The sequence below is a fragment of the Acinetobacter bereziniae LMG 1003 = CIP 70.12 genome (assembly GCF_000368925.1).
In the GTDB taxonomy this organism is placed as follows: Bacteria; Pseudomonadota; Gammaproteobacteria; order Pseudomonadales; family Moraxellaceae; genus Acinetobacter; species Acinetobacter bereziniae.
The window spans coordinates 88,290-113,832 of sequence record NZ_KB849755.1 but is presented as its reverse complement, the minus strand read 5'-3'; the positions used below and the strand labels follow the sequence as shown (position 1 = coordinate 113,832).

Below are 25,543 nucleotides of genomic sequence, written 5' to 3'. Positions count from 1 at the left end.
CATATGTGAACGAATCAATTTATATAAATAGTTCATAAACAATTTGCGGGTTTAGGAATACCTGCCAAACGACTCAAATGTCGAGCAACCAGTCCAGTATTAAATTTTTGTTGCAACATTGCATTATCAATCTCAGGGCTTACGCTTTTCATTAAAAATTTAATCAATGGGCGAGTCGCAGGAGAGTGTCCAAATTGAGTATAGAATTGACGAACTGCATATAAAACTTCGAAATGCCAAGGTGTAAGCTCGAGTTCTAAACTCTGTGCCAGCTCTTGAGCAACCTGTTCATTCCAAACCGTATAATCCACTAAGTGACCGTCTTGGTCTAATTCTAAACTCATAAAACAACCTAAATGATGTAACTCGATTGAGAAAGCAATTAAATTACTTGGGAGATAACAAAGGGTAAAATAGCGGTTTATTTTAAACTGATACAACGTGTGAAGTCTAAAATCAGTTCTGCGAATTGCGCATAATTGATCAATTTAAAATGCTCAGGAACTTTTTCGGCAAGTATTTCTGTATCATTTTCCAAGATATACAGATTTTTTTTCTTTTCTAAACGGTGATCACATACATATAGCACTGCATCTCCCATTAAAAGAATATGATCATCTACTGAGTATATTTGATCTAGTTGGGTTAAAACTTGATCTGTATGTGAAAAGCATGATTGAATTAAGTAAAGTGTTTTATCTGACATTTAAATCTACCTTGCCCATCTTACCAATATAAAACACGATCAAAAGATTGAATAAATTCACTATTCAAATTGATGAACTCAATCTCTTGTTGTGATTGAGTAACAAAAGCAGAGCTTTTATTCATATTCTCTACTAAAACTGGTGTTAAATCATAAAATTCAAAGCTATCCACCATGTTTGACGCGAGTTTAAATGCTTGTTTTAAACCATCAAACGCCAGTTCGGATTTTAACAAACTTAGTCCAGCACCCTTGAGTAACACTTTGACTTTACAACCAAAAGTAGCTAAAACCATAGTGGCAGACAAGCTTTCATAAACTTGCAGATTGGTTAAGTTTGCTTGGGTTATAACCACGAGTACAGTATTCACACAAATCACCTTTTAAATGCAACACTCTAATGGGAAGATCAACTTAGAATTGAATGAGACGATCTGTAGATTGGACTGCATCTGCAAGTTCTCCAAGTCCAACGAGATTAAAACCTTTTGCAAGATTATGTGTTTGAATTTGATGGCGTTTAGCATTTTCTTGATCTGTTATTCCACGCGCTAAAGCGGCACTCACACAGACAGGAAGTCGAATTGCGAGTTTTTGCCACTCTACAGATAAATTACGTTGATCATCAGGAATCCATTGCAAGTTGTTGGCAACTTGTACACCATCTTGATAGAAGAACACACGAAATTCTTGATCTTTTGCTTTTAAAGCCTGAGCTAACCCCAATGCATGCCATGCATGAATTGAACTTGGAGCAGCAGTGATTAGTAATAAAGTACTCATTTGATGGCGATTCACTTGGAGAATGGACAGTTTGCAACATTCAAACTTGATAATGATAGGTAGTATACAATGATTTTAGGTGACATTTTTATGATATTCTCAATTTTAAAAAAAATAAATCATTAAAATATATTAATAAACAGGAACTTAGTTAAATTTTTCAAATCCCAAAGTCACTATAGATCTTATTTAATCTGCACTAAATTCCCTATATTTTCTTCCTTTTTTCCATAAAATAGCTAAAATAAATCTAAATCTACACCAAATCTGCACCAATAATGAAGCTTCCAAAACCAATACAACGTGGATCAAGTTGGCGTATTACTGTAACTTTTGATAATAAGAGATATTCAGCGACCAGAGATACTGCAAAAGAATGTGAACAATGGGCATCACTTAAGCTACTTGAACTTAAAACTGGTAAAGCTGATCTTGAACAAGGTATAAAACCTGCTTATCCATTTCGACAATTATGTAATAAATATTATGAAGAACACGGTCGACATATGCGATCGGCACGTACCATCAACTTTAAAATAAAAAACTTAGACCGTATCGCTCCAAACCTGGCTGAAAAGTCAATTTATGATTTTAAGCCTGCAGATATTGCAGAATGGCGCAATAATAGAAAAAAAGAAGTTAAAGTAGCTACATTAAGAAATGAACATGCAATTTATTCTGCAGTGTTTACCTATGCAATGAAAGAGTTGTTTTTGATTGAGTCTAACGTTTGGCACTCAGTAACAATGCCAAATAAAGAAAAATCACGGGATCAAAGAATTTCACCAGAACAGCAAGAAACTCTATTAAAAGTGTTGCAGTGGGACGGTACAACAACACCTGTCAGTTCTAGACAATATGTCGCGTGGGCTTTTTTGTTTGCTCTGGAAACAGCAATGAGGCAGGGTGAGATATTATCTATGCGTAGAGCAGATTTACGTGATGGTTTTATTCATTTGCCAATGACTAAAAATGGTGAGTCTCGTAACGTACCACTTTCAAAAGAAGCCAAACGCTTGCTCTCATTGATACCTGCAGAAAATGACAAATTGTTGCCAATTGATAAGAATATATTTTGTGCAATGTGGATGAGGGTTAAGAAAAAAGCAAAACTGCCTGAAATCAATTTTCATGATACTCGACATGAAGCCATCACAAGGATGGTTAAGGTTCGTAAATTACCGGTTGAGGTTTTAGCAAAAATTACGGGACATAAGACAATTGGGATATTAATTAACACTTATTACAATCCGGATGCGCAGGATTTAGTTGAGATGTTTAATGACAGTGAGAGCTAATTAGCTCTCGGTCTGCCTCTTTTTTTATTTTTAATGCTAAGTAAATCATGGGCTAAGCGAGGGTTGTATAATGCCTTGCCAGGTGTACCTTGATCTATTGATGCGAGACGGTCTCTAATTGTCGTGGTGGATAGACTATATTTTTCGGCGAGCTGTGCTGCAGAAACTAATTCAACTTCCACTTCCTTCAATTCTTTAACAATTCCACCACCAATATTTTGACCGAGCATTACTTGTGGAGGACTATCGCTTTCGACAGTGATAATATATTTAAGAACACCCATCAATCTTCCTCCATTTATTCAGCTCATCCCAAATTAAATATGTCGTACCTATTAGAGGGTGAGTATTTAGAAGAACTTTCATGCATTCACCTTTTTATATAATTGATGTTTAACATTTTTAATCTTTGCCATTAACAAACAAGATTCATTGTTTTGAGGTGTGGCAAGTTTGTGAAAACTTTGGCTATACCGAACCATTTCAGCTTTGCTCATTAGAATCAAATTCTCTATTCGACAATCTGTTTTATCCTGGTTTTTAAATGCAATTACTTGTCCTTCCGGAATTGGTCCATTAACTTTTTCCCAAACAATTCTATGCTTTAATCCAAATTTACCTGGTTCACCTATTTTTACTAAAACATATCCATCTTTTGAGCATATCCGCTCATAACCTAGAGGTTTAGCATTCCATGTAGGACGTCCTTTCTTGAAGCTAGTCTTATTCGCTGAAGTAAGCCCTTTGGTGCCAGTATTCCATGGAACAGATCCTTTCTGAAAACAACCTGTTCGACCAGTATTCCATTTATTACGAGTGCATAATGACTTGATCTGATCAACACTAAATTGTTCATTAAATTTGGTGTTTACTATTTCCGTTAATTCTTTTCGTCCCAATGAGCAGTTTGATTTAATGAAATCTAATTGCTCTGGGCTATATTTTATTGCTGATCCCTTTGGCATAAATCACCCAATTAAATTTTGCGGAATTTCAACTGAATCGGCATTTTTTAAGCCTCTGTATTCAGCAACTAATTTTGCAGCACTTAAACGCATGTTGTTATTTTTAATAACCTGTTCACTTATTTTTTCAATAGCGTCTGCCTTTTGAAGTTCTGCCTGAAGCTCTTCACCTTTGAGATCTGTAGCACTTAAACGTTCAAGCTGTGCAAATAAAACAGAATTTAAATCTAATGGTGTTTTCATTATTTTGTCTCCCAAGGTGTGTCAGTCGCCATTGTTAAATCAGTCCGTCTCTGATTTGCATAACTCAATAAACGTTCATGAATAGCTGGGTCGCACTGAGTTATTTCCTCTTCAAGCTTTGCAAGATCAATCAATGTCTTTGCTTCTTGAATACGAACCATCAAAGATGATTGAGATTTTTCAGGTGGGCTCAGTTCAGCTAATCTTTTATGAATTGCTAAAACTAATGGTTTACGCTGTTCCTCATTCCATTGAGTTGTATATTTATACAAAGCATTCGCTTCAGCCGGTGAATTTGATTTTTGAGCACGTTCCAGTAGTTCTGTAAGTAACTGGTTGTATTGATTATCATGAATATTTTCAAAAAATTTTGTCTGAAATTCAGCAAGTTTGCAGACTTTTGTTAGATTAATTTCTGAAATTTGTTCTTCGCTAAAACCTTGATCATTCAAATCATAAAGGGTGGTGTTAATTTCTTCCTTAGAAATACAAGCATTAATACCATCGATATAAATTTGATGATCAGCATTGATTACTTTTGGCGAATATTGTTCAGGATCTAACTCGAGTAACTTATCTTCAGTTAATTTACATAAATGTTGAGTGTGCTCACGCTGTAAATTTCCGTTAGCAAAAAACACTGGGCGTAATGAAAGTACAGCTTCTGTAGTCGTACAGCTTGCAATCTGCGCAGCAAATTTTTCAATTATTAAAGTTGGATCTGATTCAATTTCAGCAACTTCATCTACTGTAAAAGCAGGGCGTATTTTAGGCGCTGTTTCAGTAATGTTTTCCTGATCATTTTTATGAGCATTTACCTCAGACGTTGAATTTTCAGTCTGAGGATCATTGGATTTTTTACGTGTAGTTTTTTTGGATTTTGCTGCAGGTTTCATGAACTCATGAAAATCTACAACTTTTAAGACCAAATCATTATTTATACCAAGTAAGCTTTGCATAGCTTTCGCTTGATTTTGAGCACTTTCAAAGTTGCGTTGAACTGAACCATTTTTTACAGCTAATACCAGTTCTTCATATTCAGGAATAAATTGTCCTTTAACAATGGTCCCAGTATTACCAAGTAAAAATATGTCTTGACCCTCTGAAAGTTCTTCTAATGAATAAGGTTTTAAGAATGTGTAGCCATTTATTGAGATCTCATCTATCTTGATACAGAACTCATAATCAGGCATTGCGAATACTGTGGCAGGAAATTGATCGAGATCATCAAATTCAATCAACCCACCTGCAGCGCGACACATAATATTTTTACCAGCCATTAAAGCCGCAAATGCTTCATTTCCATTCAAAATATTCATTTTTTATTTTCCTCAGTGCTGCATTTGATTTTGTTGTTGAACTTGGTTAATCGGTGGTGCTGTATTCCATCCCATTTGATCAGCTCGAGCACGGCAGGCATTCGAAATACCAATCTCATATTGAGTACCTTTGAATGTGTTAATTGCTTTGTCTAACGTCTGAGGCTTCTTCGCATCTTTTATAGCTAAAAGTGCATCGTTAAAACGTTGAGCCAATGGTTTTTGTTGCTGACCATTAGCCTGGTTGTTTTGATTGCGATTAGGTTGTTGAGCCTGCCTAGAGTTTTGCTGATTATTTTGATTTTGAGAGGACTGTTGTTTTTGCTCATTATAATGTGCTGCAGCCATTTCTTGATATTTCCAATCATCCCATATACCTGAGAAAATATCGCCAGCAAAACCAATAAAACTAAGTGCCTTAACCATTGCATCTGTGACAGATTTTTTAGGTGCATCTTCGTCGTATATCATTTTTCCTGAACTGGTTTTATACATAGCCATTGTTCCGCCCATGTGTTCTACTGAACACTTTTTACCGTCTTGCATATACCAAACACGTACTGTCGCATAATGCATCATTGTTTCAGCATTACATTGCTGAAAACCTTGTTGAACTATTTCAATTCCCCAACCTTGACCACAAGGACCAAAAGTTTCTGTAGCACGTTGAACTAACCAATAGGGTTGAGGTGATGAGCCTTTATAAGATTTACCTGTAATCGGCTTAACTTTCTTTGGATCTGTTATGCATAAAGAATTCCAAAGGTCCATATTTGTATTATTCGAATTTGTCATGATTATGCTCCAACCCAGCCCATACGTTTTTTAAACGCACGACGTTCATAAGAGGGGATATTTGAATTTTGAAGTCCAATAGCCAATGCTTTACGCTTTTGAAATTTACGTTCACGCTCAAAACTGAGGCGAATCCAAGGCTTTTCTAAGTGCTCAGCAAATTCGATAAGAAACAAATAGCCAGATTTACTTACTCGATAAATTTCGCCATCTTTTTGTATGTATTCGTATGAATAAATACGCATGCGGAATTCGCCGTTTTCATTGCTGATAAATTCAGTTTTCTTTTGAGGAATAGAGGTCATTAGTTTGCCTCCACTAATCGATTACGTTCGATATAACCAACAATCATCTGATTGATATTTCTGTGATCGTTGTAATCGGTGAAATCATTCCAATCTTTACCGTTCACATCTGTAATTTGTTCAACCGCCAAATTTGTAATATCAACGGCTGTAAATTCAGAACCTGGTACGCCGTAACTATCTGGATGAGATTCAAAATCAAAGCTGACTAAAACTAGGAAGCTATCAAGTTTGATAACCGCTTTGCCCGAAGTTCCAGAAGTGAGCTTTAAAGCATCAACAGTGTAAGTAGAGGGTGTAACATTTGGGATGGCAACTGGTGGCTTGTATTCAGTCGTTTTTTGGTCATAAGCAAGACCGATTGCCCCAGCGGTCAATAGTCCACTGACAGTGGCGATTTTAAAGAAGCTAAAAGGCTGTACACGATGTGTAACAATGGGATTGATTGAATTTGGTTTTGTGTTCATACTTATCTCACTCATTGAGTAAAAGCACATTTGATTTCGAGGTCGGATGTGCTTTTTTGTTAGCTGACGAAATTAATATCGCATTTCCGATATTATTAGTCAATAGGTAATCCGATATTTTTATTTTTATTCCGATATTTTTAAGAATTTTTATACTTTAATAGACAAAAGAAAACCCTACATATAGCAGGGCGAGATAGGTCAAACTTAGTCATTACAGGTTATCCTTCAGTAACCTTGGTGGTAATAATAAGATTTCGGTGTTACAGGTAAACGAAATCAAACAACTCTTGAGGTGATGTACAATAAAATCAATCTATATGGATCATGCTTATGTCACCATTCTTAATAATTTTTGGTTTTTTACTATCATTTGTGGGAATTGTATTTGGTCCACATTATTTTCATAAGTATGTAAATAGTGTCCATGATGCCAAAGCTGTTGGTCTTCTATGCATGTTACCAGGTGTATTTTTGCTTTGTCTTGGATTTTATTTAAGGTAAAAGAAAACCCACATAGGAGGGTTTCTTTTTTAAAATATTGTATTAGCAATCAATATTATATCTAGCTTTATATGAATCTATTGTTTTTTGAAGATCTTTACTTGTATTGAGATCTTTTGGATCAGCCAGCTTTAAAGAAATAGGAAGGTATTCTTGTTCGTAGGTAACAGGGAAATCCTCGCAAATAACTTTTTTGCGTTCTTCCAATGGGGTAGAGGGACCTGCTAGCGTTGCAAGATACATAGTCATTTTTAAATCAACTTCTTGAAATTTTTCAATAAGGTGTTGGCGTTCAGGTGATATTTGTTCTGAATTATCGCAACCAAATATAGAAAGAGTTAACAAACATATAAATGATACGGTTTCCATAATATAGGTTCTTCATAGGTTTTTTAAGGAAAAGGAATCTCACGCTAATTGTGATGTGAAGTTTACTAAATTGATTGAATCTTAATTTTTGATCATGCGTTTATTTTCATACATTTTTTCATCAGCTTCCTGAACCGCTTCTAATAAACTATAAGAAGGATTTCGAATTGCGAAGCCAACAGCAATGCTGATGTTAGCATTTGCAAAAATTTCTTGAATTCTATCAAATAAAAGTTCTGCTCCCTCTTTTGTATTTTCAATGCTGAGGATTGCAAATTCATCACCACCTATCCGAGCCACAATATCATTATTACGGACGCAAATTTTTAATAGATTTGCTGTCTTTTTTATTAATTCGTCTCCGATAAAATGTCCAAATTGATCATTTACAATTTTTAAATTATTTAGATCAATCATAAAAATAGCAGCAGGATGACCGTAACTTTTACATCGAGCTTCTTCTTGTGCGAGAAGTTGATCCCATCCTCTGCGATTAAATAACCCTGTTAAAGAATCACTTAAGGCTACGGCTTCAAAAAACTCTTTTTGACGTTTTTGTTCATTTTCCCTTAATTCAACTTGCAAAATATAGCTTAAAATTTTACCAAAAAGATTAATTAATTCCTCTTCCTGTAGTAGTGATTCGGATTGAGGGTTGGGGTCAATAGCACAAAGAGTACCAAATAAGGTTCCATCTTCTTTTATAAGGGGTTGACCTATATACGCTTTAATATCAATTTTTTTTGCTATTGGGGCATTTAAATATAAGGGGATTTCTTCTGAACGAGGAGCTATTTTAGGAGCTTTTCCTAAAACCATGTGGGAGCAAAATGAATCCGCCCATGAAAAAACTTGTCCAGGAATAACATTATAGCCCTTATCTTCACATTGAAGAACGATCCAATTATCTCCTTCAGTACGAGTGATCATCCATAAATTAAATCCAAATTTCTGAGATAAAAATTTTAAAACAGTTTGTCCAGCCTCTTCAAAGTTTTTAAAAATTATATCTTTCATTATATGGGCCTATTTCATTGTTTAGATTGAAATTTACTTATAGAACTTATACTTTTGAATAATTTTCTAAAAATTCATCTATCCACTCTTGAGCAGCATCGATATTGGTTATGTCCGTAAGTTTTAAATTGGTTTCCTCAGCTTCGTTAAACCCTTCAATAATCATTTCAAAGATATTAGCTTCATCTATCACTTCTCGAGCAATATCAGCAGGATCATAACTTTGCTTGGCTTTTTTTAATGAGGCGATTTGTTTATCAATACCTGCACCAATTTTAGATAAAGCCAATTTAAAATCTTGGCGATTAATTGTTAGCGCAGTTTTAGATTTATTCAGTGTTGCGATCATAGTGTTCTCTTTTCTTTAAATTATACAAAATTAACTTTTTCTCATTCGTTTTGGGCGAGAACCACCAAGCGGTCTAAATGCATCAATCACCAAACCTACCAACACCATTCCATCTTCAAATTCAATAATATTAGGGTGGAAGTTTGGATTAAGAGCCTGTAAATACTTACGCTCATCACTCTCAATGACAAGTTTTTTAAAAGTTGCATCAGTGTTATTTCTTACAACTATCAAATCTCCAGAAATCAAATCGCATACCTGAAATTTTGGATTTACTAAAATACAGTCACCCTCTATGTAAGTGGGTGAATTACTAATACCAACTACTTTTAGATAAAAACAACCATCAGGATCATCAGCGCTTAAAGGTGGTAACCACTCAGAAATATCTAATGGATTTATTTCCTCTATAGATGTCATTGATCCAGCTTGAACCCATGACAAAACAGGGATTAATCTCGAACTAATGGGTACAACGTTATTGTCAAATTCACTAACTACACCTTTTTTAAGCTCTTCAGCGGTAATGCCTAATGCGCTAGCTAGCTCAAGAATTGAACCTGTTGATTTAGCAGTGCCAGTTTCTAGTTCAGAAATTACCGATTGTTTAACTCCAGACTTTTGCGCTAATTCCTTCTGGGTCATTTTTTTTGCCTTACGCAATTTCTTTAAATTTTCACCCAAAGTACTCATAGATAAATCTCAACTTGCTTTATCGGAATTCTGATACATATTTCAATCGGTTTGGCTATTGTATAAATATCGGAAAACCTATATATTTAATAAAAATATCGGAGGCTCACATGAATCAATGGCAAAAAATGATTTCTGATCTTAAAGACCAAGGATTAACACAGGCAAAGATCGCCACTGAAATTGGTTGTTCGCAAAACTATGTAAGTGACTTAGAGCGAGGAGCTTGCGGAAAACGACTTTCATATGATCTAGGTAGAAATCTAGAGGCTTTATGGAATCAGCATAAACAATCTACAAATGTCGCTTAGGAACCACCATGAGCAAAGTATCGATTTTTGTTCTTAAAAATTAAACGTGAATGATTAAAAGGATTCACATATGGAAATTAATTTAAGCCGAGAAGCTCAAAACGCTATTTGGCAAATGATAAGTAAAACACCTGGTTTTACTCCTAAAGACATTGCCCAAGTACTAGGGGATTCGCATAACACAGTTTGTAATTACGCAAATATCAATATGCCAAATCACTTACCAAGCATAAAAAAACTGGAAGCAATTCTGTATTACACGCAAAACCCAGCTTTATTAAAAATTTGGGCGCATGAGCTTGGTTATGCATTGCTGCCTGTTGAGTGTGATCGAAGTAAACATCATGAGCTTTCAATCTTTGAAGCAATGATGCAACACAACATCAAATCAGGAAAAGCTAACAAAGTTGTTTATGACGCTTATGAAGATGGTGTTGTAACACCTCAAGAATATGAAGAGATACACCAACTCACACAGAATTTAATTGAATTGGCGACAGCTGTAGACCAAGCGGCACTTAAGCAAATGAAAAAATATACGGCAGGTTTTGAAATTGAAAAAGCCTGATGTTCGAGGTCAGGCTTCCCGTAGTTCATCACGGTTTCAATAACTCATTGGTTTCAAGGAGTATCGAATGACACCGAATCTATCACATGAAAATTATATAAGCAAATTCATGAAAGGTGATGTGGTTGTATTTATGAATCACATCAAAATTAATAATTTACAGACTGTAAAAGCTTATCAACCCAACGATCTATATCTATTGGAAAATGGGCAATTGGCTAAAGAAAATGAAATACGATCTGCCACTTTGCCTGAGCTTTTTCATAAACGCCGTTTAGATGAAATTGAGCAATCGATTGCGGAGGTTTCATGAATAGTCATTTTCAAACTAAACCTGAGCATAAACAGACTCAGGAAATCCAATCTTTTTATGAACCAACGTTGCTTTTGTTGAATCACATTCATGATATCAAAAAAGGCAATTTAAGAATGCGTGGTTACAACGAAGAAAATGCAGCTGTAACCAAAGAGGAATTGGCTCAAAAGATGGCTTATCGATTCAAGATCACAATTTGGTTAGCACACCAGGTTATTACGAGTTTGATCAAAGCTGAACAGGTCATTTCATTTGGTGGATATGTAAAGCCAAAGGTCGGTGAATTATGAGCTTAGATGCGACCGTATGGGCTTGGAAAGCTTCAGTCTCATGTGCAAGTGAAAGGCTTGTGCTTTTAGCTCTTGCTGATCGAGCCGGGGATGATCATAAGTGCTTCCCAAGTTTAAAGCGCTTGGAAAAAGACACTACGCTAAATCGTAAAACGATTATCAAAGTTTTAGATGAACTTGAACTCAAAAAATTGATCCAATTTACAGGTGAAATAAAAGGGAATGGGGTTAAGGTTTATCAATTGATTGGTGTGTTTGGACGTGAAGATAGTACTGATACCCATACCAAAAAGGGGACTAGTACCAAAAACGACACTGGTGTTAATTTAGGTACTGGTTCCAAAAACGGTACTAGTACCAATAATGGAACTGGAACCAGTCCCAAAATTGGTACCGAGACCAGTACCAATTTTGGGACACAGAATCTCCCAAGGAATCTCCCATTAGAATCTAAAAATAAAAATGGGTGGCTTTGTTTTAAAAAACTTCGTTTGGAATTAGATCAAGCAGATCCCTCTGTAATTCCAAAAGACATTATCGAAGCAGTTTGGTTTGAGCGTGAAAAGAAAGTGTTTGAACTTTTCAATGCAGGTCGTGATTTGTGTGATGACTTGATGATTTATCACTTTGCTGACTGGTTACTTAAAAATCGTCATAAGTACAACCAAAACCCAAAATCTGAAATCAAAGATACAAATCCTGATTTCATCTCATTTGCATCACCAAGCCAGTTGTACATGTTCGCTAACAAACTTGCTCATCATCCTGAAGTTATGAGCAAGTACAGCTCTGCAGGTGAGTCATACGAAAATCTTGCTGGTCGCATTGCTGCAAAACTATCAGATCCAACAGAACGTCAAAACTGGAAATCATATCTTGCTGACGTAGGTTTTAAACCTAAGGGTAAAGGTGTTTCGATATGAAATACGGATCTGTTTGCTCAGGCATTGAAGCGGCTACAGTTGCATGGCATGAGCTCGGTTGGAAGCCTGTCTGGTTTGCAGAAATAGAAAAATTTCCAAGCCAAGTCTTGGCACATCACTATCCCGATACTCCCAATCTTGGTGATATGACCACCATTGCTGAAAAAGTTAAAAGTAATGAAGTAGAAGCACCAGATATATTGGTTGGTGGAACCCCATGCCAAGCATTTTCTGTAGCTGGGTTAAGAAACTCTTTAGATGATGATCGAGGACAGTTAAGCCTTGAGTTTGTGAGATTAGCCAATGAAATTGATTCAGCAAGATCTATTCGGGGACTTGAGCCAGTCATTGCCGTTTGGGAAAACGTACCCGGAGTGCTCAACACAAAAGATAACGCTTTCGGCTGCTTACTGGCAGGGCTTGCAGGTGAAGGGTGTGAATTACAACCACCAGGGGGACGATGGAAAAACGCTGGTTGTGTGTTTGGACCATCTCGACAAGTCGCTTGGCGAGTCCTTGATGCTCAATATTTCGGACTCGCCCAACGACGTAAAAGAGTGTTTGTTATCGCAAGTGCTCGAACAGAATGTATCACCGAAATACTATTTGAGCGAAAAGGCATGTTTGGGGATATTGAGAAGAGCCAAAGCGAGAGGGAAAGTATTGCCAACCATAGTGGAATACACACTAACAGAACAAGCGAAACGGTCAGCGGAAAAACAATAGTTCCTCCATTGCTTGCATCACATGCCCAGAAAAAATGGTTAGGCAATCAAGAGGCGTTTTGTGGTGATTACTATATAAAACATGCGATTGGTGTTGGAGGAACTAACGCAAACTCAGCTATTACTGTAGAAAAAGCACCAACTTTATTAGGTAGAAGTGATCGAGGATATGTTATTCATTCCTACGGTATTCAAGGAAATATTATAGGTAGATCATTAAATTCGGGTGGACAAGGCATAGGTTTTAAAGAAGAACAAGCACCAACACTTACTCAAATGGACAGACATGGAGTTGTAATTCATGGAACCCAAGATCCAATAATTAATACAAAAACAGCGCATTGTTTAGGCAGAAATAATGGTCAAGAAAACGTTTTGTGTGAACAAGCGTACGCAATGATTGCTGATACCACCCCAAAAATTTCAAAACAAATAAACGGAACGCTGCGCGCAAGTGGAGGCGGAGGGATTGTGCCCTCAAGTGTCGTATATAAATACATTGCACGCTACTTAACTGAGATTGAATGCGAACGCTTGCAGGGTTTTGCTGACAACTATACAAACATACCTAGAGCATCAGCTACACAACGTTATAAAGCCCTTGGGAACTCAATGGCTGTTACGGTAATGCATTGGATCGGTGAAAGGATTCAGCAATTTATTCGTGGAGGGTTTGCATGAATAAGCGAATTTCTGATTTTAAGCGAGGTGAGCATGAATCTTGAATCTACACCAGTGTGTATGGACTGCTTCATTGCTGAGGATGTTCGATATGAGCCTCAACATTCTGAATTTTTATGCACGAGTTGTGCTCATTTCAGAGATCAACAAGAAAATGAAACTGAACTTTACGATCAATATGAAGATTGGGAGGATGTTTGATTTTGTCTAGCATCTCAATTGCTGATTATTTGAAGAATTATGCGACAAAGAAAAGGAAACCTAAGCGCCGTAATTTGATTAAAAAAGAACGTGTTGTAAGTGATGGAGAAGCAACTTTAATTCAACATCTCAAGGCTTATGGAATTGGATATGAACAAGAGTATCAGTTTAATGAAAATCGAAAATGGAGGGCTGATTTTCACATTACTGGTACCAAAATTTTAATTGAAGTTGAGGGAGGTATTTGGAGCAATGGCAGACATACAAGAGGTAAAGGCTACATAGCAGATATGGAAAAGTATAACTCAGCCACAGAGTTGGGTTATTCAGTGTTTAGGTATAGCACTGAGCAGGTAAAGAGCGGTAAAGCGATTGAAGAAATTAGACGGTTGATAGGGTGAGTTTATGACAGCAACAGCAAAATTTGAAAAACATCGAAACGAGACTATAGTTTACGATTTACGCCGTTTATTATTTACTCCAAGTCGCTCAAAAGTTGATTTTACATTGCTCGACTTAGCACAAAAAACAATGGATGGATTTAAGGATGGTGTAGGTGGACCTTCAACATTTGGAAGTAAGGCAAATAGTGCTGCTCTAATGATGCAGGATATGAGTCCAGAAGTTTATTCAATGTTGTGGGCATTAGTACGTTCAATAAATCCTACAGATCGTCACTTTGCTTTACTTCACAATCTACTAACTTCAGAAATTCGCTTAAAGTTTAAAGAAGATGGTTTTAAAACCAAACAGATAACCACCAAAGAAGCAGCAAAAGGTGTTGCACGTTCAGCGCTTATTCAATTTTTATTTAAACGAGGTATGTGCACCAAATGTAATGGAAAAGGGTTTGTCTTTTCAAAAAATGAAAAAAAGCATGTTGAGTGCAGTAAATGCGAAGGGAAAAAAGAAAATGCTTACAATCAATCAGAGCGGCATCGAATTTCTTGTATGAATATAGCACGAAATAATTACATTAAAATTTATGATAAGTACGAGAAACATGCTCTAGATATTTTGTGTGATTGGAGAATAGATCTGGACGCTCATTTAAGAGGCTATTTCTATACTGTGGCAGAAGAATACAATTTATGATTGCATAGGTACAAAAATAAGGGTATATTTTTCTATACTGGTCGTATTACGGTTTATCCGAGACTAAACTGTTATTGATTTCCATGCCCACTTTTACTCTGAATGAAGTGGGTATTTTTTTGCATAAATAATAATGAGGCTTACATGGAAAATCGTTGGCATTCTGATCAAGAAAATAATATGCGTCCAGATGTAAAAGCAGATCCATGTCCGTGGTGTGGAAGTAGTTCAATCGTTGTTGATTCTAAAATTATAGATTTCGAGGTTTGTGGAGAAAAACAAACTCAATGGAGTGCTCAAGCAAGCTGCCATGAATGTGGTGCAACTTCTCCAAGTATCGATATTGGTCCATGGTCACATCCACTGGAAGATGAATACAATCAAGTTGATTGGGAAAATGAACGTGAAGTGGTGAATTTTGCGGTCAAGGTTTGGAATTGTAGAACCTAAAAAACAACAAATAAGTTTTGATTTAGTGTAGTATGTTTTTTAAACAGAAAAAATTTGAGGGATATATGAATATATGTTTTGGTGGACCTCTAGATGGTATTAAACAATCAGAATTATTTAGAAAAACAAATAAAAAAGATTATTTCATATATGAAGATAAAGACTCAAACTCAATTACAACTTACTTTAAGGTAAAAGTTAATTCTAAGGGGAAGGTTCAAGTATTATGGATTACAGAAGAATTAATGGAAAAGGATTTAAGCAAATTGATAATGAATTACATTGATAAAAATATTTAATTAAGCTCACAGAAATGTGGGCTTTTTGCTTTTATGATTGATTAAAAAATATTTTATTGTAAACTACAGGAAACAACCTCGTGTGAGGCTGCTATTATTTTAGTATGTTGATTGTGAAATCAACGCTAAGATAATGAAGATGCAAAGGATTAATAATCTCATCATCTTTCTCCTGTTGTTTGGTGGATTTAAGCCACAGCGAATAAAGTTATGGCAGTGATGTTTACGAAAGTAAGCAAAAATATGGCTAACTTAGTTAGCGTAGATACTTTGTGCATATAGAGCTCAGTCAAACCTTTGATTGAGCTCTCTTCCTTTTGGGGATCAAAAATATTGAGACGCTTAGGCGTCTTTTTTATGTACTATTTAAATTATTGTTATATTTAATTGCCTAATTTTGTTATCTTTACATTTTAAAAATGAATATTAAATATATGAAAAAATCTAATATTGGGTGGGTATTTGCAGGGGTAGTTGGCTTAGGAGCTTTAGTTGCTGGTACTGATAAAGATAATAACGGTTCTACAGAACAGGAAAGTAAAGAAACAGTAATTGAAGAACGATATGTAAATACCGCAACTCTAAATGTTCGAGATAAGCCTAATGGTAAAATATTAGGTAAAAAAGAACGTGGTGACTCAGTTTCCATCTATGAGATTAAAAATGGGTGGTCAAGGATTATTGATAATGGTTCAGATCCACAATGGGTATCAATTAAATCACTATGCAAAGGTGCTGGCTGTTACGAAGTAAAAACTGATACCAAGCCTCAATATTTTGCTCAACAAGAAACTCGAAATACAAGACAAGCTGTTTCTAAGAGTCATAGCTCAAGCAATAAGTCATACAATAGTGATTGCTCTTGTGCTGTCGTAGATTATTGTGTTGGTCCACGTGGTGGACACTATTGTATCAACAGCAAGGGTAATAAGACTTATAAGAAAAGATAGTAGGTCTATCTCTTTGAAACATTATTTCCAATGAGAACAACATGCTCCGAATCAAACAAATCTTCTGCCGACACGTTTGGGAATATTCAGATTTCTTTAGGGTGAGAGAGTGTCGGAAGTGTGGGAAGGTGGTGCAGGTTTAGATGAATCTACTTCGCCAATGTTGCACTCAAATATATATTGATATATATTTAAATATCAATAACTTAATTTTGTTTTTAGCTTGATCTATCCTTAAGATTAGTATACTTTTAAGACTCAAATTTAATTTAGGATTTATCTTATGAGTTTTCAAACTAAGGTTGAAAAGGTTTTGCCAAAAGGCAAACAAAATATGCATTTAATTGGTTATGTTGCCAATGGCGTTAATAGTGCGGAATATATGAAATCAAGCCAGATTTCTTCTGATGATGGCGGAATCGATAGACGTGAGATAATGCGTATACTTTTGAGCAAACATCCAGCACAAACTGAAATATTGTTGCATGCAGTGTCTGATATTGGTCTACAAGAGAGTGAATCTTTTTAAACCTTTCGAATTCGAAACCTTTAACCACCCAAGCGGTGGTTTTTTAATGCCTAAAGGAAAGTGAAGATGCAAAACCAACACCAAAAAATCAAAGGTTATCGTGACCTATCTCAAGAAGAAATCGACTTGATGAATCGTATTAAAGAAAAAGGCGCTGAATTGTTGTTGCTTCAAAAAGAGTTAGCGAATCGTTTATGTACTGACTTCGAAGTAAAGCAAGTGGCTGCACAAAACTCACAGCATGCACCTAATGATTTTGCTAGTCCTGAGTACCAAGAATTTAATCGTTTCAAAGAAGCTGAGCCATTACGATGGGCGCAAATCGGCAAGACTGATATTCAGACAGGCATTATGGCTCTTGTTCGTGCAGTAGGTCAGCAAGCAAGCCTATAACCTTTCGCTACGTTTACTTTGCCCCGAAAGGGGTTTTATTTTATCAGGGAGAAAGCCATGAGATTAGGTCGAATTGTATTAGCAGCATTAGGTATGAGCGCAGCGTTTGCCGAACCTGCAAAATAGAATTGCCAGTGATTGGGATTCAATCAAATGGCGAGAGCCAGTAACAACCAAATCAAAACCTAACAAAGTTTCTCAAGCCAAAAGACGTAAGTATAAACGTCAAGGTCGGTTGTGATGGACAAAACTGAAGCACAAAAGAACCTCAAACTACTCGAAGAAGATAAAGCGCGCTTACTCTCACTTAATCATCTCAATTCCACGTGGGCGTTTAAGAATCAATGTGAGGCGAGAGTGAAGCAGATAAATAAGTATATGAAGAATATTGAATTAGGGTTGAATACTACATATCGTCAATGATATTTTTATTAACAATAATCTCCATAGTTAACTAAAAATATGAAATTAATCATCATTATCTCTTTTATTTTTACTCTAACAGCTTGTGTAGGTATGCCTAAGAGCTCACAAGAACTTCAGGAAAAAAGCAATACCAGATATCAATTCATTGTTGATAAGGAATTGGGTACTGTTGAGAGTAGTTTTGATGAATTTTTTAAGAAATGCTATTACAACTTAGACTATTCAAAAATATATTTAAATCATGCACGGGTTGGGGTTGATCAAGGGTTTGATAAAACCAAAGATAGTAACCATATCAAATATTCTATTTATTTTGGTTCGTCACCAAAAACGAAAAAATACGGATTAGATGTAGATTTATCAAAAATCGCAGATTCAAAGAGTATTAAAGTGGAATTAGTGGCGGCAACTGGAATGTGGAAACGTAGTTTCCCGAAATATGAAAATGTTGCTAATGGTGAAAAAGAAAGTTGCCCTTGGTAACATAAGTCAAACCTCCTCCGGGAGGTTTTTTATTGGAGATTCCTTTATGGATATTAACCAATACACCAGCCTAACCAAAAAGAAGCCACTTAAAAGAAAACCAAGAACAAGACCGTTACCAAAAGCAACCCAAAAATATTTAGAAGCTGAAGAAACTTTATTTCAAGAACTAGAAGAAAACTTAATAGGTTATCGCCGTAAGTTTCAGTTCGAATCAACTCGGAATTGGCGGTTTGATTTCTATATTGTGAAACTGAATTTACTCATTGAGATTGTTGGTAGCTCTTGGGCAGTGGGTCGTGGCGGTAAGAAGATAGCAAATTCATTTAACAAATATGATTTGGCTGAAGATATGGACTATAAGATTGAGCGGTTTCATCCTGATTCGATTCTTTCAGGTCATGTGATTAATTGGATTAAAGGTCAACTGGAGAATTTAGATGATTGAACAGATCAGACCTTTTCCACCAACCGATTTGATTGATCAAGCTGATGAAGAGGAAGCGATTCGCTTGGCACCTGCAGCGGATCTAAAAGAATGGGTAGTAACCAACTTTCTGACGCTTGGCGGTGTATTGCATAATCCTGACCATGATCACATTGCTGAATTACTTCATGATGATGAAACCTTTTTAGCATTCGCTTGGGCGTCATCTGCCGCTGTAGCTAAAAAACGGATGGTACTTGGTCAATGTGAAAAAGTGATGTTTAACCAGGGCGGTTGGCGTAAAGCTCGGCAAGAGCAACAAATGCGTGACTGGTTTGGATTTGTTCCTGTTTATCTCATTACTGTAGATGCAAGCTTTTGTGAACGTGCGAACGATCGTGAATTTTGTGCATTGATTGAGCATGAGCTCTATCACATTGGTGTAGAGCGTGATGAGGAAGGGGAAACTCTCTACAGTGATCATACAGGCTTACCTAAGCATTATTTAGCAGGTCATGACGTAGAGGAATTTATCGGGGTGGTCAAACGCTGGGGAGCAAGCGAAAACGTCAAGCGAATGATTGAGGTCGCTCAAAACCCGCCGTTTGTTTCAGATTTAGAAATCACAAAATGCTGCGGAACTTGTCTAGTTGGTTGAGCAAAGAGCATCACATTTCTACTTTCATATTTATCTTAAGTTTAATAGATTATAAGAAACGGGAGAATATTTATGGCTACATATAAACAGATTCAAGAGTTTCTTAAAAGCAAACATAATCGTAGTTTTAAATCATGCTGGATAGCGCATGTTAAAAGCGATTATGGTTTGACGAATAGACAATCACCAAATCGACAAGATTCAAATAAAAGAGTTCACCCTTGTCCGGATATATATAGGTCCAAAGTGGAAGATGCACTGAGACATTTTAAAATGATCCCCTAATTGGGGATTTTTTTTGGCTATCTTGTGATACGTAGTGATACAAAGAGGTATTTATGGCAGCCTTAAAAGAGCCTGTAAAAATATATATTGTTCAAGCTCTTGCATGTCGTGATACCCCTCAAGAAGTAGCCGATCTTGTAAAACAAGAGTTTGGCATTGAAATTGATAGACAGCAATGCGCTGCATATGATCCAACAAAACGCCGTGGCAAAAATCTAAGTCAAAAATACGTTGATCTATTTGAAGAAACTCGAAAAAAATTCGATGAAGGATTAATTGATATCCCTATCGCAAATAAATTTTATCGTCTAAAAGAACTTCAAAAAATGTATGACGATTCAGGTCGAAATAAGCGTGTAAAGCAAAATCTTCTAAAACAAGCTTTGCAGGAAACTGATGGAAGAACCACTAAGGTTGAACACATGGGTAAAGATGGAGCGGATCTTGAAATCAAAATTATTCGAGAGTTTGTAGATTAAGAGGTGCCCATAGTGGAGCTTAGAATCAAAACTCCACGATGGGCTAAACCTTGGTTTAAAACTGCTCGATATAAAGGGGCGCATGGTGGACGTGGATCTGGTAAATCGCACTTTGTTGCTGAGCAGCTTGTTGAAGAGTGTGTGATTGATAAAAATCTTCGAGCTGTATGTATTCGTGAAATTCAAAAATCGATTAAATATTCAAGTAAACAGCTTATTGAAGACAAGATAAAAGCGCTAGGAGTTTCTCATTTATTCGAAATACAAAGAGATTTAATAAAACGAATTGGCGGTGATGGTGTAATTCTTTTCCAAGGTATGCAAGACCACACGGCAGATTCAATTAAATCTCTTGAAGGATTCAAAATTGCATGGGTTGAAGAAGCAAATAGATTATCAGCTAAATCTTTACGTTTACTACGACCAACTATGCGAGCTGAAGGATCACAAATTTGGGCAACTTGGAATCCTGAATCTAAAGATGACCCAATTGATGATTTTTTAAGGGGAGAATTTGCACCTGAAGATTCAATTGTCATTGAAATCAATGTGACAAATAACCCTTTTGCACCTCGAACGCTTCTTGATGAATATGAGGAGGATCGAAAACGTGCAATACGAATGCAGAATGCAGGTGATGAAAATGCATGGCCTATGTTTGAACATGTTTGGCATGGCGCTTATCTTGAGTTCAGTCAAGCAATTATTTTCTCTGGTCGTTATGTAGTTGATGAATTTGAACCTGAGGATGATTGGACAGATGTCTTCTATGGCTCAGACTGGGGTTTTTCTCAAGATCCTACAACATTAAATCGTATCTACATACATGATGATGTTCTTTATATTCGAAATGAAGCTCATCAAGTTGGATGTGAAATTGATCATTTACCTCAATTGTTTGATGAGGTGCCTGGCTCAAGAACTCATAAGATTCGTGCTGATAATTCACGACCTGAAACGATAAGTTACATGAAGCGGCAGGGATTCAAAATTGAAGCTGCGGATAAATGGCCTGGTTCAGTAGAGGATGGCGTGACATTCATGAAGAAGTTTAAACGAATCGTTGTGCATCCAGACTGCCCTGAAACAGCAAGAGAATTCAAACTGTATTCATATAAGGTCAATCGAGCTGGGGACGTCTTACCAGAGATACTGGACTTAAATAATCATCATATGGATGGTATCCGATATGGGATACAGCCTTTGATAAAAGGCAGATCAAGTAAAAAACCTGCAGGTGCAGGAAGTCGAACTTATTAAAGGTAAAATTATGGCAAAGTCTAAAAAGGGCAAAGATTCAAAGAAGGCTTTGTCCCATGGAAGTCTTTACACTCAAGAAGCGATTTCAAATTTTTTTACTCATTTTGGAAGAAGACCAGATAATGATGAGGTCTTACGAAAGGCAGGTATTACACGTCACAGATTAAGTGTATTGCTTGATGATGATGAGATAGCTCAATCCATTGAAACTCGAATAGATGCTTTGCTTGCAACGCCTTTCAGAATTGAACCTAGTGATACTCCAGAAGCTATCAAGCTAAAGGCAGAATTTGACGAATGGTATTTTGAAATTGCTTCAGGCGCATTAAATGCATTGTTCTTTGGATATTCAGTTCAAGAGGCAGTTTATGAGTTAAAAGCTGATGGCTATATAGGATTCAAGTGGGTGGGTGAAAAACCAATGCAATGGTTCGAGCCAAAAAATGATGGAAGATTGATATATCGCCAAGATGGTGGTGGTAATGAACACGAAGTCGATCAGGTATTTAAATTCTTCCTCACACGCCGTAAAGCAACTTATGAGCAGCCATTTGGAAAGGCGCTTTTATCAACGCTATATTGGTTGTTTTTCTTTAAACAAAATGGATTTAAGTTTTGGGCTAAATTTCTTGAACGATTTGGAACACCGATCCTTTTAGGTAAATGTAAAGACACTGAAACAGAAGATATGAACCAAGCATTACTTAATGCTCATGCTCAAAGTGTTTTATCAATTGATTCTGAAGATGATGTTCAAGTGTTAGGAACTTCAGGCGCTAGCGGTACTGCTGGATCTGCATTTGAGATGTTTAATAAAACATTAGCTCAACAAATGCAGAAGGTGATTTTAGGGCAAACGTTGACCAGTGGTACAGATGGAAAAGGGAGTTATGCATTAGGACAGGTTCATGAGAATGTCAGAGCTGATAAATTAAAATCTGATATTCGTTTGGTAACCCCAACATTACAAGCGGCAATGAATGCATTGTGTAATTTGAATGGATGGGAACAGCATAAAATCATGTTAGGTGAAAAACCTAAGGCTTTAAATAAAGATCAAGCTGAACGAGATACGAACTTAAAAAATGCTGGAGCAAATTTTACTCCTCAATATTTTCAACGTGAGTATGGTTTGCAAGATGGGGATATTGTTGAATCTCAACCACTATCATCTGCACAATTCAAAGCATTACCTAATTTACCTTTCAAATTTAAAGCGGGTAAGCAAAATCTTTCGGCTGATCAGTTGGAAGTTGAAGAGCTTACAGCTTCTCAAGAGGTGATTAAATTACTCGATCAGAAACAAGTAAATGAACTGATTCAAAGTAGTAAATCGCCTGAAGAGTTGGCTTTTAATTTAATGCAGTTAATACCAGTTGCAACACAATCAGAATTTACAGCGAATTTAGAACAGGCTTTGTTTACGGCTGGTGTTTTAGGTTGTGTAACTGCCAAGTGAGAGAGGTACCATGAAACCAGTTACTTTTCTTGAAGCATTAAAATTCGCTGAATCCCGAAAGATCGTATTACCTGATGAATTTTATTCAATAGACTTAAAGACCCGACAATTGGCAACAACGGTCGGGTTTTTATCGAGTATTGAGCAAATTCAAACAGTGATTAAGGGGGTTAATAAAGCCATTGCAGATGGTACGACTTTTGAGGATTTTAAAAAGTACGTTGCTGATAATGACATTATTCTAAGTGAAGCATATTTAAGTAATGTTTTTAGAACCAATATACAGACAGCTTACAGTCACGGACGTTGGGAGCAACAACAGCGGAACAAAACTAAAAAGCCGTATTTAATGTACTCGGCTATTGATGATAGCCGGGTTAGACCAGAGCATTTGGCTTTAAACAAAATCATACGTCACATAGATGACCCATTTTGGCTGTTGTATTACCCGCCGTGGGGTTTTATGTGTCGATGTACTGTGATTGCGCTTACAGAAGCTCAGGCGAAGAAATACGGTATTACATCGGATGAAGATCTGCCCGAAGTTACTCAAGAAATGGGATGGTCTACAAGTCCTATGACTTACGGGGATATGTCGAAATTAGTAGACAATAAAATCAGCGAAACGATTTTAGATAAAGAATATCTCTTGGAGCAAAAGAAAGTAGTTCAAGCTGAATGGACTGCATCATCAAGATTAACTGATCTTTTTGCACCGATGACAGATTCAAGCCGTGATTTATTCAAAGTGATTTCAGATACAGTCATTCCCTTAGATCCTGAAATAAGACCAAGCGCAATCAAAACTTTTATAGATTACGTGCAGGGAAATGATGACAGGCTAACAAGCTATCTTAATCAACCTTCAATCAATCTTGCAGAGGATGTGCTTAAACGATGGATCAAGGAGGATATGTCTAAGATTCAAGCAATATCAGCAAATACGAGCGAAGTAATTTCGGGATCTTCGACTTTGAGTCAAGTTGCATCGATGGAAGTGGGTAAAGTCATCACTCTAGACTCTCCTTTGCTGATTGCAGGTGAATCTAACATCATGATTCAAATTGAGAATGCAAAAGGCTTGGGTATTGATCTAGCTAAATTGAATGCTGGTCAGGGCACATTATTGGGATTAGGTCTATCGTTTGAAGTTGTTTCAATTGAAGCCGCGAGCGGGGTAGTTATTTATAAACTTAAAGCATTGGTGAATTAAATGAAATTACATTTAAGAGATGGCTCTATATTGCAATACAAAACGAATATGGAGCTTAAAGGATTGGTTATTGATTCAATCGAATTAGAGTTTACTGATAACAATCTCATACCTGAAGAAATTATATGGTGCTGGGATGGAAAGACTTCAATTGATCAAACATATTCATTTGAAGAAAAGATGAAGTTAATCGAAACTTTATCTAATGCTCTTAAATGCAATGATCCGTGTGTTTATGAACACAGTAAGTTAGCTGAGAAAAAGCTACTGTTACTTATATCAAGTCTATAACTTTTTAAGATTTATTAACCGCCCAATAGGGTGGTTTTTTAATGGAGCATGAAAAATGCCAGAGGAAAACAAAGATCAGTTAAAACATCAATTTACCGCTGTAAATGTACCCATAGTTTTAGCAGAAGATGGAACAAGTAAGCGCCGTACTTTTGATGCGGAAGTCTATAGCGGTGGACGCATAGATAATCATTATTTTTGGGGGAGAAGCGGAGTAGTAATCGATCTTCAAAACATACAGTTAAAAACAAAAATAGGATTAGTGGAAGAGCATTTTGGCGGTCTACGTGTTGGGGTTGCTACTGAATTTGAAACAACCAATAAGTTTAGAGCTAAAGGTCATTTTCTATCTAATCCACGTGCACAAGAAATTGTGAGTGATGCTGATGAAGAGTATCCATTTCAAATGTCTTGGTGGGCAGATCCTGAAAGTATTGAAGAAATTTCAGCAGGAAAAACAATCACAGTAAATGGACAGGAATTTACTGGACCATTGCATGTTTTTAGAAATGTGCGTGTGCATGAAATCACAATTTGCGGTGTAGGAGCGGACACACAAACATCCATCCAAGCCTTTTCTAGCAAAACTAACTCAAATCCAATAGAGGACACTAACGTGACTGAACTCGAACAGGCGAAAGCTGCTCAAAAGAAAGCTGAAGAAGAGCGCGACGCGGCACAAAATGAACTTAAAAAGTTCAAAGCTGATAAACGTGCTGATGATATTGCAGCTTTGGAAACATCTCTAAACAAGCAATTTAGCGCTGAAGAAAAGAAGTCATATACAGATATGGATGACGTATCTTTTAACTTCTTATCTCAGCAATTAAAGCAATTTTCAGCAGGTACACAACAACCCACTGAACAACCAAAGGGAAATAATATTCCAAATCAATTTGCTCATTTATTCAGTCATCAAGCGAATGGTGGGCAGGGTGGTGCATCTAATTCAGATCAACCTCACAAGTTTACATCTGGTGCTCAAGCATTCGCTGACCAGAAAAAAGGGGCTTAATAA

Annotated in this window: 39 protein-coding genes; 24 read left to right on the top strand and 15 right to left on the bottom strand. The window is 36.4% G+C overall.

The genetic code is table 11. The annotated features are described in order from the left end of the window. Positions 1-32 precede the first annotated feature (32 nt). The 4 genes from F938_RS02385 to tusD all read right to left on the bottom strand — a co-directional run bounded on the left by F938_RS02385 (position 33) and on the right by tusD (position 1,489). Positions 33-344: a TusE/DsrC/DsvC family sulfur relay protein gene (locus F938_RS02385; RefSeq protein WP_005029096.1), complete on the bottom strand. Its 312-nt coding sequence runs from the start codon at positions 342-344 to the stop codon at positions 33-35. 77 nt (positions 345-421) lie between these two features. Then, positions 422-706, bottom strand: a complete 285-nt coding sequence (locus tag F938_RS02380; RefSeq protein ID WP_005029094.1) for a DsrH/TusB family sulfur metabolism protein — start codon at positions 704-706, stop codon at positions 422-424. Positions 707-726: 20 nt separating this feature from the next. Further along, the gene (locus tag F938_RS02375) at positions 727-1,077 is read right to left on the bottom strand and encodes a hypothetical protein (protein ID WP_005029092.1); all 351 of its coding nucleotides are present in this window, start codon (positions 1,075-1,077) and stop codon (positions 727-729) included. A gap of 43 nt (positions 1,078-1,120) precedes the next feature. Next, positions 1,121-1,489 (bottom strand): sulfurtransferase complex subunit TusD, encoded by a 369-nt coding sequence (gene tusD, locus F938_RS02370; RefSeq protein ID WP_004830867.1) that lies wholly within the window; start codon positions 1,487-1,489, stop codon positions 1,121-1,123. A gap of 278 nt (positions 1,490-1,767) precedes the next feature. Between tusD and F938_RS02365 the strand changes: the two genes are divergently transcribed. Beyond that, positions 1,768-2,787, top strand: a complete 1,020-nt coding sequence (locus tag F938_RS02365; protein ID WP_005029089.1) for a site-specific integrase — start codon at positions 1,768-1,770, stop codon at positions 2,785-2,787. On the opposite strand, the gene F938_RS02360 is transcribed toward F938_RS02365, so the two are convergent. The 11 genes from F938_RS02360 to F938_RS02310 form a co-directional block, all read right to left on the bottom strand. Continuing rightward, positions 2,784-3,071, bottom strand: coding sequence for an HTH domain-containing protein (locus F938_RS02360; protein WP_005029087.1), 288 nt, complete (start codon positions 3,069-3,071; stop codon positions 2,784-2,786). The genes F938_RS02365 and F938_RS02360 overlap by 4 nt on opposite strands. A gap of 78 nt (positions 3,072-3,149) precedes the next feature. Continuing rightward, positions 3,150-3,752: an HNH endonuclease signature motif containing protein gene (locus F938_RS02355; RefSeq protein WP_005029084.1), complete on the bottom strand. Its 603-nt coding sequence runs from the start codon at positions 3,750-3,752 to the stop codon at positions 3,150-3,152. 3 nt (positions 3,753-3,755) lie between these two features. After that, positions 3,756-3,995 (bottom strand): hypothetical protein, encoded by a 240-nt coding sequence (locus tag F938_RS02350; RefSeq protein ID WP_005029082.1) that lies wholly within the window; start codon positions 3,993-3,995, stop codon positions 3,756-3,758. Next, positions 3,995-5,314, bottom strand: coding sequence for a hypothetical protein (locus tag F938_RS02345; protein ID WP_005029080.1), 1,320 nt, complete (start codon positions 5,312-5,314; stop codon positions 3,995-3,997). The genes F938_RS02350 and F938_RS02345 overlap by 1 nt, the downstream gene beginning before the upstream one ends. 12 nt (positions 5,315-5,326) lie before the next feature. Continuing rightward, positions 5,327-6,109: a hypothetical protein gene (locus tag F938_RS02340; protein WP_005029078.1), complete on the bottom strand. Its 783-nt coding sequence runs from the start codon at positions 6,107-6,109 to the stop codon at positions 5,327-5,329. Between the two features lie 2 nt (positions 6,110-6,111). Then, complete coding sequence (locus tag F938_RS02335; RefSeq protein ID WP_005029076.1) at positions 6,112-6,414, bottom strand: hypothetical protein; 303 nt, start codon at positions 6,412-6,414, stop codon at positions 6,112-6,114. Further along, positions 6,414-6,881, bottom strand: coding sequence for a hypothetical protein (locus tag F938_RS02330; RefSeq protein ID WP_005029074.1), 468 nt, complete (start codon positions 6,879-6,881; stop codon positions 6,414-6,416). The genes F938_RS02335 and F938_RS02330 overlap by 1 nt, the downstream gene beginning before the upstream one ends. 546 nt (positions 6,882-7,427) lie before the next feature. Beyond that, entirely contained in the window at positions 7,428-7,754 is a 327-nt protein-coding gene (locus F938_RS02325) for a hypothetical protein (RefSeq protein WP_005029070.1), read from the bottom strand. Between the two features lie 81 nt (positions 7,755-7,835). Continuing rightward, positions 7,836-8,771, bottom strand: coding sequence for a sensor domain-containing diguanylate cyclase (locus F938_RS02320; protein WP_005029066.1), 936 nt, complete (start codon positions 8,769-8,771; stop codon positions 7,836-7,838). A 46-nt stretch (positions 8,772-8,817) separates the two neighbouring features. Further along, a complete protein-coding gene (locus tag F938_RS02315; protein WP_005029063.1) occupies positions 8,818-9,120 on the bottom strand; it encodes a hypothetical protein in 303 nt (100 codons plus the stop codon). Positions 9,121-9,150: 30 nt separating this feature from the next. Then, positions 9,151-9,813 carry a LexA family protein gene (locus tag F938_RS02310; RefSeq protein ID WP_005029061.1) on the bottom strand — a complete coding sequence of 221 codons (663 nt, stop codon included), beginning with the start codon at positions 9,811-9,813 and terminating at the stop codon, positions 9,151-9,153. A 110-nt stretch (positions 9,814-9,923) separates the two neighbouring features. Here F938_RS02310 and F938_RS02305 point away from each other — a divergent pair, with 110 nt between their 5' ends. The 23 genes from F938_RS02305 (at position 9,924) to F938_RS02190 (ending at position 25,540) form a co-directional block, all read left to right on the top strand. After that, the gene (locus F938_RS02305) at positions 9,924-10,124 is read left to right on the top strand and encodes a helix-turn-helix domain-containing protein (RefSeq protein ID WP_005029058.1); all 201 of its coding nucleotides are present in this window, start codon (positions 9,924-9,926) and stop codon (positions 10,122-10,124) included. 70 nt (positions 10,125-10,194) lie between these two features. After that, on the top strand, positions 10,195-10,692 hold the full coding sequence (locus F938_RS02300; RefSeq protein WP_005029056.1) for a phage regulatory CII family protein: 498 nt from the start codon (positions 10,195-10,197) through the stop codon (positions 10,690-10,692). Positions 10,693-10,759: 67 nt separating this feature from the next. After that, positions 10,760-11,005, top strand: coding sequence for a hypothetical protein (locus F938_RS02295; protein WP_005029054.1), 246 nt, complete (start codon positions 10,760-10,762; stop codon positions 11,003-11,005). Further along, positions 11,002-11,298 (top strand): hypothetical protein, encoded by a 297-nt coding sequence (locus tag F938_RS02290; protein WP_005029052.1) that lies wholly within the window; start codon positions 11,002-11,004, stop codon positions 11,296-11,298. The genes F938_RS02295 and F938_RS02290 overlap by 4 nt, the downstream gene beginning before the upstream one ends. Further along, a complete protein-coding gene (locus tag F938_RS02285) occupies positions 11,295-12,221 on the top strand; it encodes a helix-turn-helix domain-containing protein (protein ID WP_005029051.1) in 927 nt (308 codons plus the stop codon). Before F938_RS02290 ends, F938_RS02285 begins: the two co-directional genes overlap by 4 nt. Further along, positions 12,218-13,627, top strand: a complete 1,410-nt coding sequence (gene dcm / locus F938_RS02280; protein ID WP_005029049.1) for a DNA cytosine methyltransferase — start codon at positions 12,218-12,220, stop codon at positions 13,625-13,627. The genes F938_RS02285 and dcm overlap by 4 nt, the downstream gene beginning before the upstream one ends. Before the next feature lie 33 nt (positions 13,628-13,660). Further along, positions 13,661-13,828: a hypothetical protein gene (locus tag F938_RS24430; RefSeq protein ID WP_005029047.1), complete on the top strand. Its 168-nt coding sequence runs from the start codon at positions 13,661-13,663 to the stop codon at positions 13,826-13,828. A gap of 2 nt (positions 13,829-13,830) precedes the next feature. Then, positions 13,831-14,229 carry a PDDEXK family nuclease gene (locus F938_RS02275; protein WP_026040371.1) on the top strand — a complete coding sequence of 133 codons (399 nt, stop codon included), beginning with the start codon at positions 13,831-13,833 and terminating at the stop codon, positions 14,227-14,229. Between the two features lie 4 nt (positions 14,230-14,233). Next, positions 14,234-14,923: a hypothetical protein gene (locus F938_RS02270; protein ID WP_005029042.1), complete on the top strand. Its 690-nt coding sequence runs from the start codon at positions 14,234-14,236 to the stop codon at positions 14,921-14,923. A gap of 144 nt (positions 14,924-15,067) precedes the next feature. Beyond that, positions 15,068-15,373: a Lar family restriction alleviation protein gene (locus F938_RS02265; RefSeq protein ID WP_005029040.1), complete on the top strand. Its 306-nt coding sequence runs from the start codon at positions 15,068-15,070 to the stop codon at positions 15,371-15,373. 32 nt (positions 15,374-15,405) lie between these two features. Beyond that, positions 15,406-15,672 carry a hypothetical protein gene (locus F938_RS02260; protein ID WP_010591371.1) on the top strand — a complete coding sequence of 89 codons (267 nt, stop codon included), beginning with the start codon at positions 15,406-15,408 and terminating at the stop codon, positions 15,670-15,672. Between the two features lie 434 nt (positions 15,673-16,106). Further along, a complete protein-coding gene (locus tag F938_RS02255) occupies positions 16,107-16,622 on the top strand; it encodes an SH3 domain-containing protein (protein ID WP_010591370.1) in 516 nt (171 codons plus the stop codon). 283 nt (positions 16,623-16,905) lie between these two features. Continuing rightward, entirely contained in the window at positions 16,906-17,151 is a 246-nt protein-coding gene (locus tag F938_RS02250) for a hypothetical protein (protein WP_005029033.1), read from the top strand. A 66-nt stretch (positions 17,152-17,217) separates the two neighbouring features. Continuing rightward, on the top strand, positions 17,218-17,544 hold the full coding sequence (locus F938_RS02245) for an Acb2/Tad1 domain-containing protein (RefSeq protein ID WP_005029031.1): 327 nt from the start codon (positions 17,218-17,220) through the stop codon (positions 17,542-17,544). A gap of 462 nt (positions 17,545-18,006) precedes the next feature. Continuing rightward, positions 18,007-18,453, top strand: coding sequence for a hypothetical protein (locus tag F938_RS02230; RefSeq protein WP_005029026.1), 447 nt, complete (start codon positions 18,007-18,009; stop codon positions 18,451-18,453). A 46-nt stretch (positions 18,454-18,499) separates the two neighbouring features. After that, entirely contained in the window at positions 18,500-18,901 is a 402-nt protein-coding gene (locus F938_RS02225) for a hypothetical protein (protein ID WP_005029023.1), read from the top strand. After that, a complete protein-coding gene (locus tag F938_RS02220) occupies positions 18,897-19,538 on the top strand; it encodes a putative metallopeptidase (protein WP_026040370.1) in 642 nt (213 codons plus the stop codon). Before F938_RS02225 ends, F938_RS02220 begins: the two co-directional genes overlap by 5 nt. Positions 19,539-19,876: 338 nt before the next feature. Beyond that, positions 19,877-20,302 (top strand): DUF2280 domain-containing protein, encoded by a 426-nt coding sequence (locus F938_RS02215; RefSeq protein WP_005029017.1) that lies wholly within the window; start codon positions 19,877-19,879, stop codon positions 20,300-20,302. 12 nt (positions 20,303-20,314) lie between these two features. Beyond that, positions 20,315-21,562: a PBSX family phage terminase large subunit gene (locus F938_RS02210; protein WP_005029015.1), complete on the top strand. Its 1,248-nt coding sequence runs from the start codon at positions 20,315-20,317 to the stop codon at positions 21,560-21,562. A gap of 10 nt (positions 21,563-21,572) precedes the next feature. After that, a complete protein-coding gene (locus F938_RS02205) occupies positions 21,573-23,021 on the top strand; it encodes a phage portal protein family protein (protein ID WP_005029013.1) in 1,449 nt (482 codons plus the stop codon). A gap of 10 nt (positions 23,022-23,031) precedes the next feature. Further along, complete coding sequence (locus tag F938_RS02200) at positions 23,032-24,234, top strand: phage head morphogenesis protein (RefSeq protein ID WP_005029011.1); 1,203 nt, start codon at positions 23,032-23,034, stop codon at positions 24,232-24,234. Next, positions 24,235-24,525 (top strand): hypothetical protein, encoded by a 291-nt coding sequence (locus F938_RS02195; protein WP_005029010.1) that lies wholly within the window; start codon positions 24,235-24,237, stop codon positions 24,523-24,525. It begins immediately after the preceding gene. A gap of 55 nt (positions 24,526-24,580) precedes the next feature. Further along, a complete protein-coding gene (locus tag F938_RS02190; RefSeq protein ID WP_005029008.1) occupies positions 24,581-25,540 on the top strand; it encodes an HlyD family secretion protein in 960 nt (319 codons plus the stop codon). Positions 25,541-25,543 lie beyond the last annotated feature (3 nt).

Bases quoted from the DNA above. Each gene is read 5' to 3' on its own strand.
- F938_RS02270 (WP_005029042.1), top strand. From the start codon at position 14,234: ATGACAGCAACAGCAAAATTTGAAAAACATCGAAACGAGACTATAGTT.
- F938_RS02350 (WP_005029082.1), bottom strand. From the start codon at position 3,995: ATGAAAACACCATTAGATTTAAATTCTGTTTTATTTGCACAGCTTGAA.
- F938_RS02205 (WP_005029013.1), top strand. From the start codon at position 21,573: ATGGCAAAGTCTAAAAAGGGCAAAGATTCAAAGAAGGCTTTGTCCCAT.
- F938_RS02380 (WP_005029094.1), bottom strand. From the start codon at position 706: ATGTCAGATAAAACACTTTACTTAATTCAATCATGCTTTTCACATACA.
- dcm (WP_005029049.1), top strand. From the start codon at position 12,218: ATGAAATACGGATCTGTTTGCTCAGGCATTGAAGCGGCTACAGTTGCA.
- F938_RS02260 (WP_010591371.1), top strand. From the start codon at position 15,406: ATGTTTTTTAAACAGAAAAAATTTGAGGGATATATGAATATATGTTTT.
- F938_RS02290 (WP_005029052.1), top strand. From the start codon at position 11,002: ATGAATAGTCATTTTCAAACTAAACCTGAGCATAAACAGACTCAGGAA.
- F938_RS02310 (WP_005029061.1), bottom strand. From the start codon at position 9,813: ATGAGTACTTTGGGTGAAAATTTAAAGAAATTGCGTAAGGCAAAAAAA.
- F938_RS02250 (WP_005029033.1), top strand. From the start codon at position 16,906: ATGAGTTTTCAAACTAAGGTTGAAAAGGTTTTGCCAAAAGGCAAACAA.
- F938_RS02265 (WP_005029040.1), top strand. From the start codon at position 15,068: ATGGAAAATCGTTGGCATTCTGATCAAGAAAATAATATGCGTCCAGAT.
- F938_RS02385 (WP_005029096.1), bottom strand. From the start codon at position 344: ATGAGTTTAGAATTAGACCAAGACGGTCACTTAGTGGATTATACGGTT.
- F938_RS02285 (WP_005029051.1), top strand. From the start codon at position 11,295: ATGAGCTTAGATGCGACCGTATGGGCTTGGAAAGCTTCAGTCTCATGT.
- F938_RS02200 (WP_005029011.1), top strand. From the start codon at position 23,032: ATGAAACCAGTTACTTTTCTTGAAGCATTAAAATTCGCTGAATCCCGA.
- F938_RS24430 (WP_005029047.1), top strand. From the start codon at position 13,661: ATGAATCTTGAATCTACACCAGTGTGTATGGACTGCTTCATTGCTGAG.
- F938_RS02215 (WP_005029017.1), top strand. From the start codon at position 19,877: ATGGCAGCCTTAAAAGAGCCTGTAAAAATATATATTGTTCAAGCTCTT.
- F938_RS02190 (WP_005029008.1), top strand. From the start codon at position 24,581: ATGCCAGAGGAAAACAAAGATCAGTTAAAACATCAATTTACCGCTGTA.
- F938_RS02345 (WP_005029080.1), bottom strand. From the start codon at position 5,314: ATGAATATTTTGAATGGAAATGAAGCATTTGCGGCTTTAATGGCTGGT.
- F938_RS02195 (WP_005029010.1), top strand. From the start codon at position 24,235: ATGAAATTACATTTAAGAGATGGCTCTATATTGCAATACAAAACGAAT.
- F938_RS02335 (WP_005029076.1), bottom strand. From the start codon at position 6,414: ATGACCTCTATTCCTCAAAAGAAAACTGAATTTATCAGCAATGAAAAC.
- F938_RS02330 (WP_005029074.1), bottom strand. From the start codon at position 6,881: ATGAACACAAAACCAAATTCAATCAATCCCATTGTTACACATCGTGTA.
- F938_RS02340 (WP_005029078.1), bottom strand. From the start codon at position 6,109: ATGACAAATTCGAATAATACAAATATGGACCTTTGGAATTCTTTATGC.
- F938_RS02230 (WP_005029026.1), top strand. From the start codon at position 18,007: ATGAAATTAATCATCATTATCTCTTTTATTTTTACTCTAACAGCTTGT.
- F938_RS02365 (WP_005029089.1), top strand. From the start codon at position 1,768: ATGAAGCTTCCAAAACCAATACAACGTGGATCAAGTTGGCGTATTACT.
- F938_RS02295 (WP_005029054.1), top strand. From the start codon at position 10,760: ATGACACCGAATCTATCACATGAAAATTATATAAGCAAATTCATGAAA.
- F938_RS02325 (WP_005029070.1), bottom strand. From the start codon at position 7,754: ATGGAAACCGTATCATTTATATGTTTGTTAACTCTTTCTATATTTGGT.
- F938_RS02225 (WP_005029023.1), top strand. From the start codon at position 18,500: ATGGATATTAACCAATACACCAGCCTAACCAAAAAGAAGCCACTTAAA.
- F938_RS02300 (WP_005029056.1), top strand. From the start codon at position 10,195: ATGGAAATTAATTTAAGCCGAGAAGCTCAAAACGCTATTTGGCAAATG.
- F938_RS02245 (WP_005029031.1), top strand. From the start codon at position 17,218: ATGCAAAACCAACACCAAAAAATCAAAGGTTATCGTGACCTATCTCAA.
- F938_RS02305 (WP_005029058.1), top strand. From the start codon at position 9,924: ATGAATCAATGGCAAAAAATGATTTCTGATCTTAAAGACCAAGGATTA.
- F938_RS02355 (WP_005029084.1), bottom strand. From the start codon at position 3,752: ATGCCAAAGGGATCAGCAATAAAATATAGCCCAGAGCAATTAGATTTC.
- tusD (WP_004830867.1), bottom strand. From the start codon at position 1,489: ATGAGTACTTTATTACTAATCACTGCTGCTCCAAGTTCAATTCATGCA.
- F938_RS02315 (WP_005029063.1), bottom strand. From the start codon at position 9,120: ATGATCGCAACACTGAATAAATCTAAAACTGCGCTAACAATTAATCGC.
- F938_RS02360 (WP_005029087.1), bottom strand. From the start codon at position 3,071: ATGGGTGTTCTTAAATATATTATCACTGTCGAAAGCGATAGTCCTCCA.
- F938_RS02255 (WP_010591370.1), top strand. From the start codon at position 16,107: ATGAAAAAATCTAATATTGGGTGGGTATTTGCAGGGGTAGTTGGCTTA.
- F938_RS02320 (WP_005029066.1), bottom strand. From the start codon at position 8,771: ATGAAAGATATAATTTTTAAAAACTTTGAAGAGGCTGGACAAACTGTT.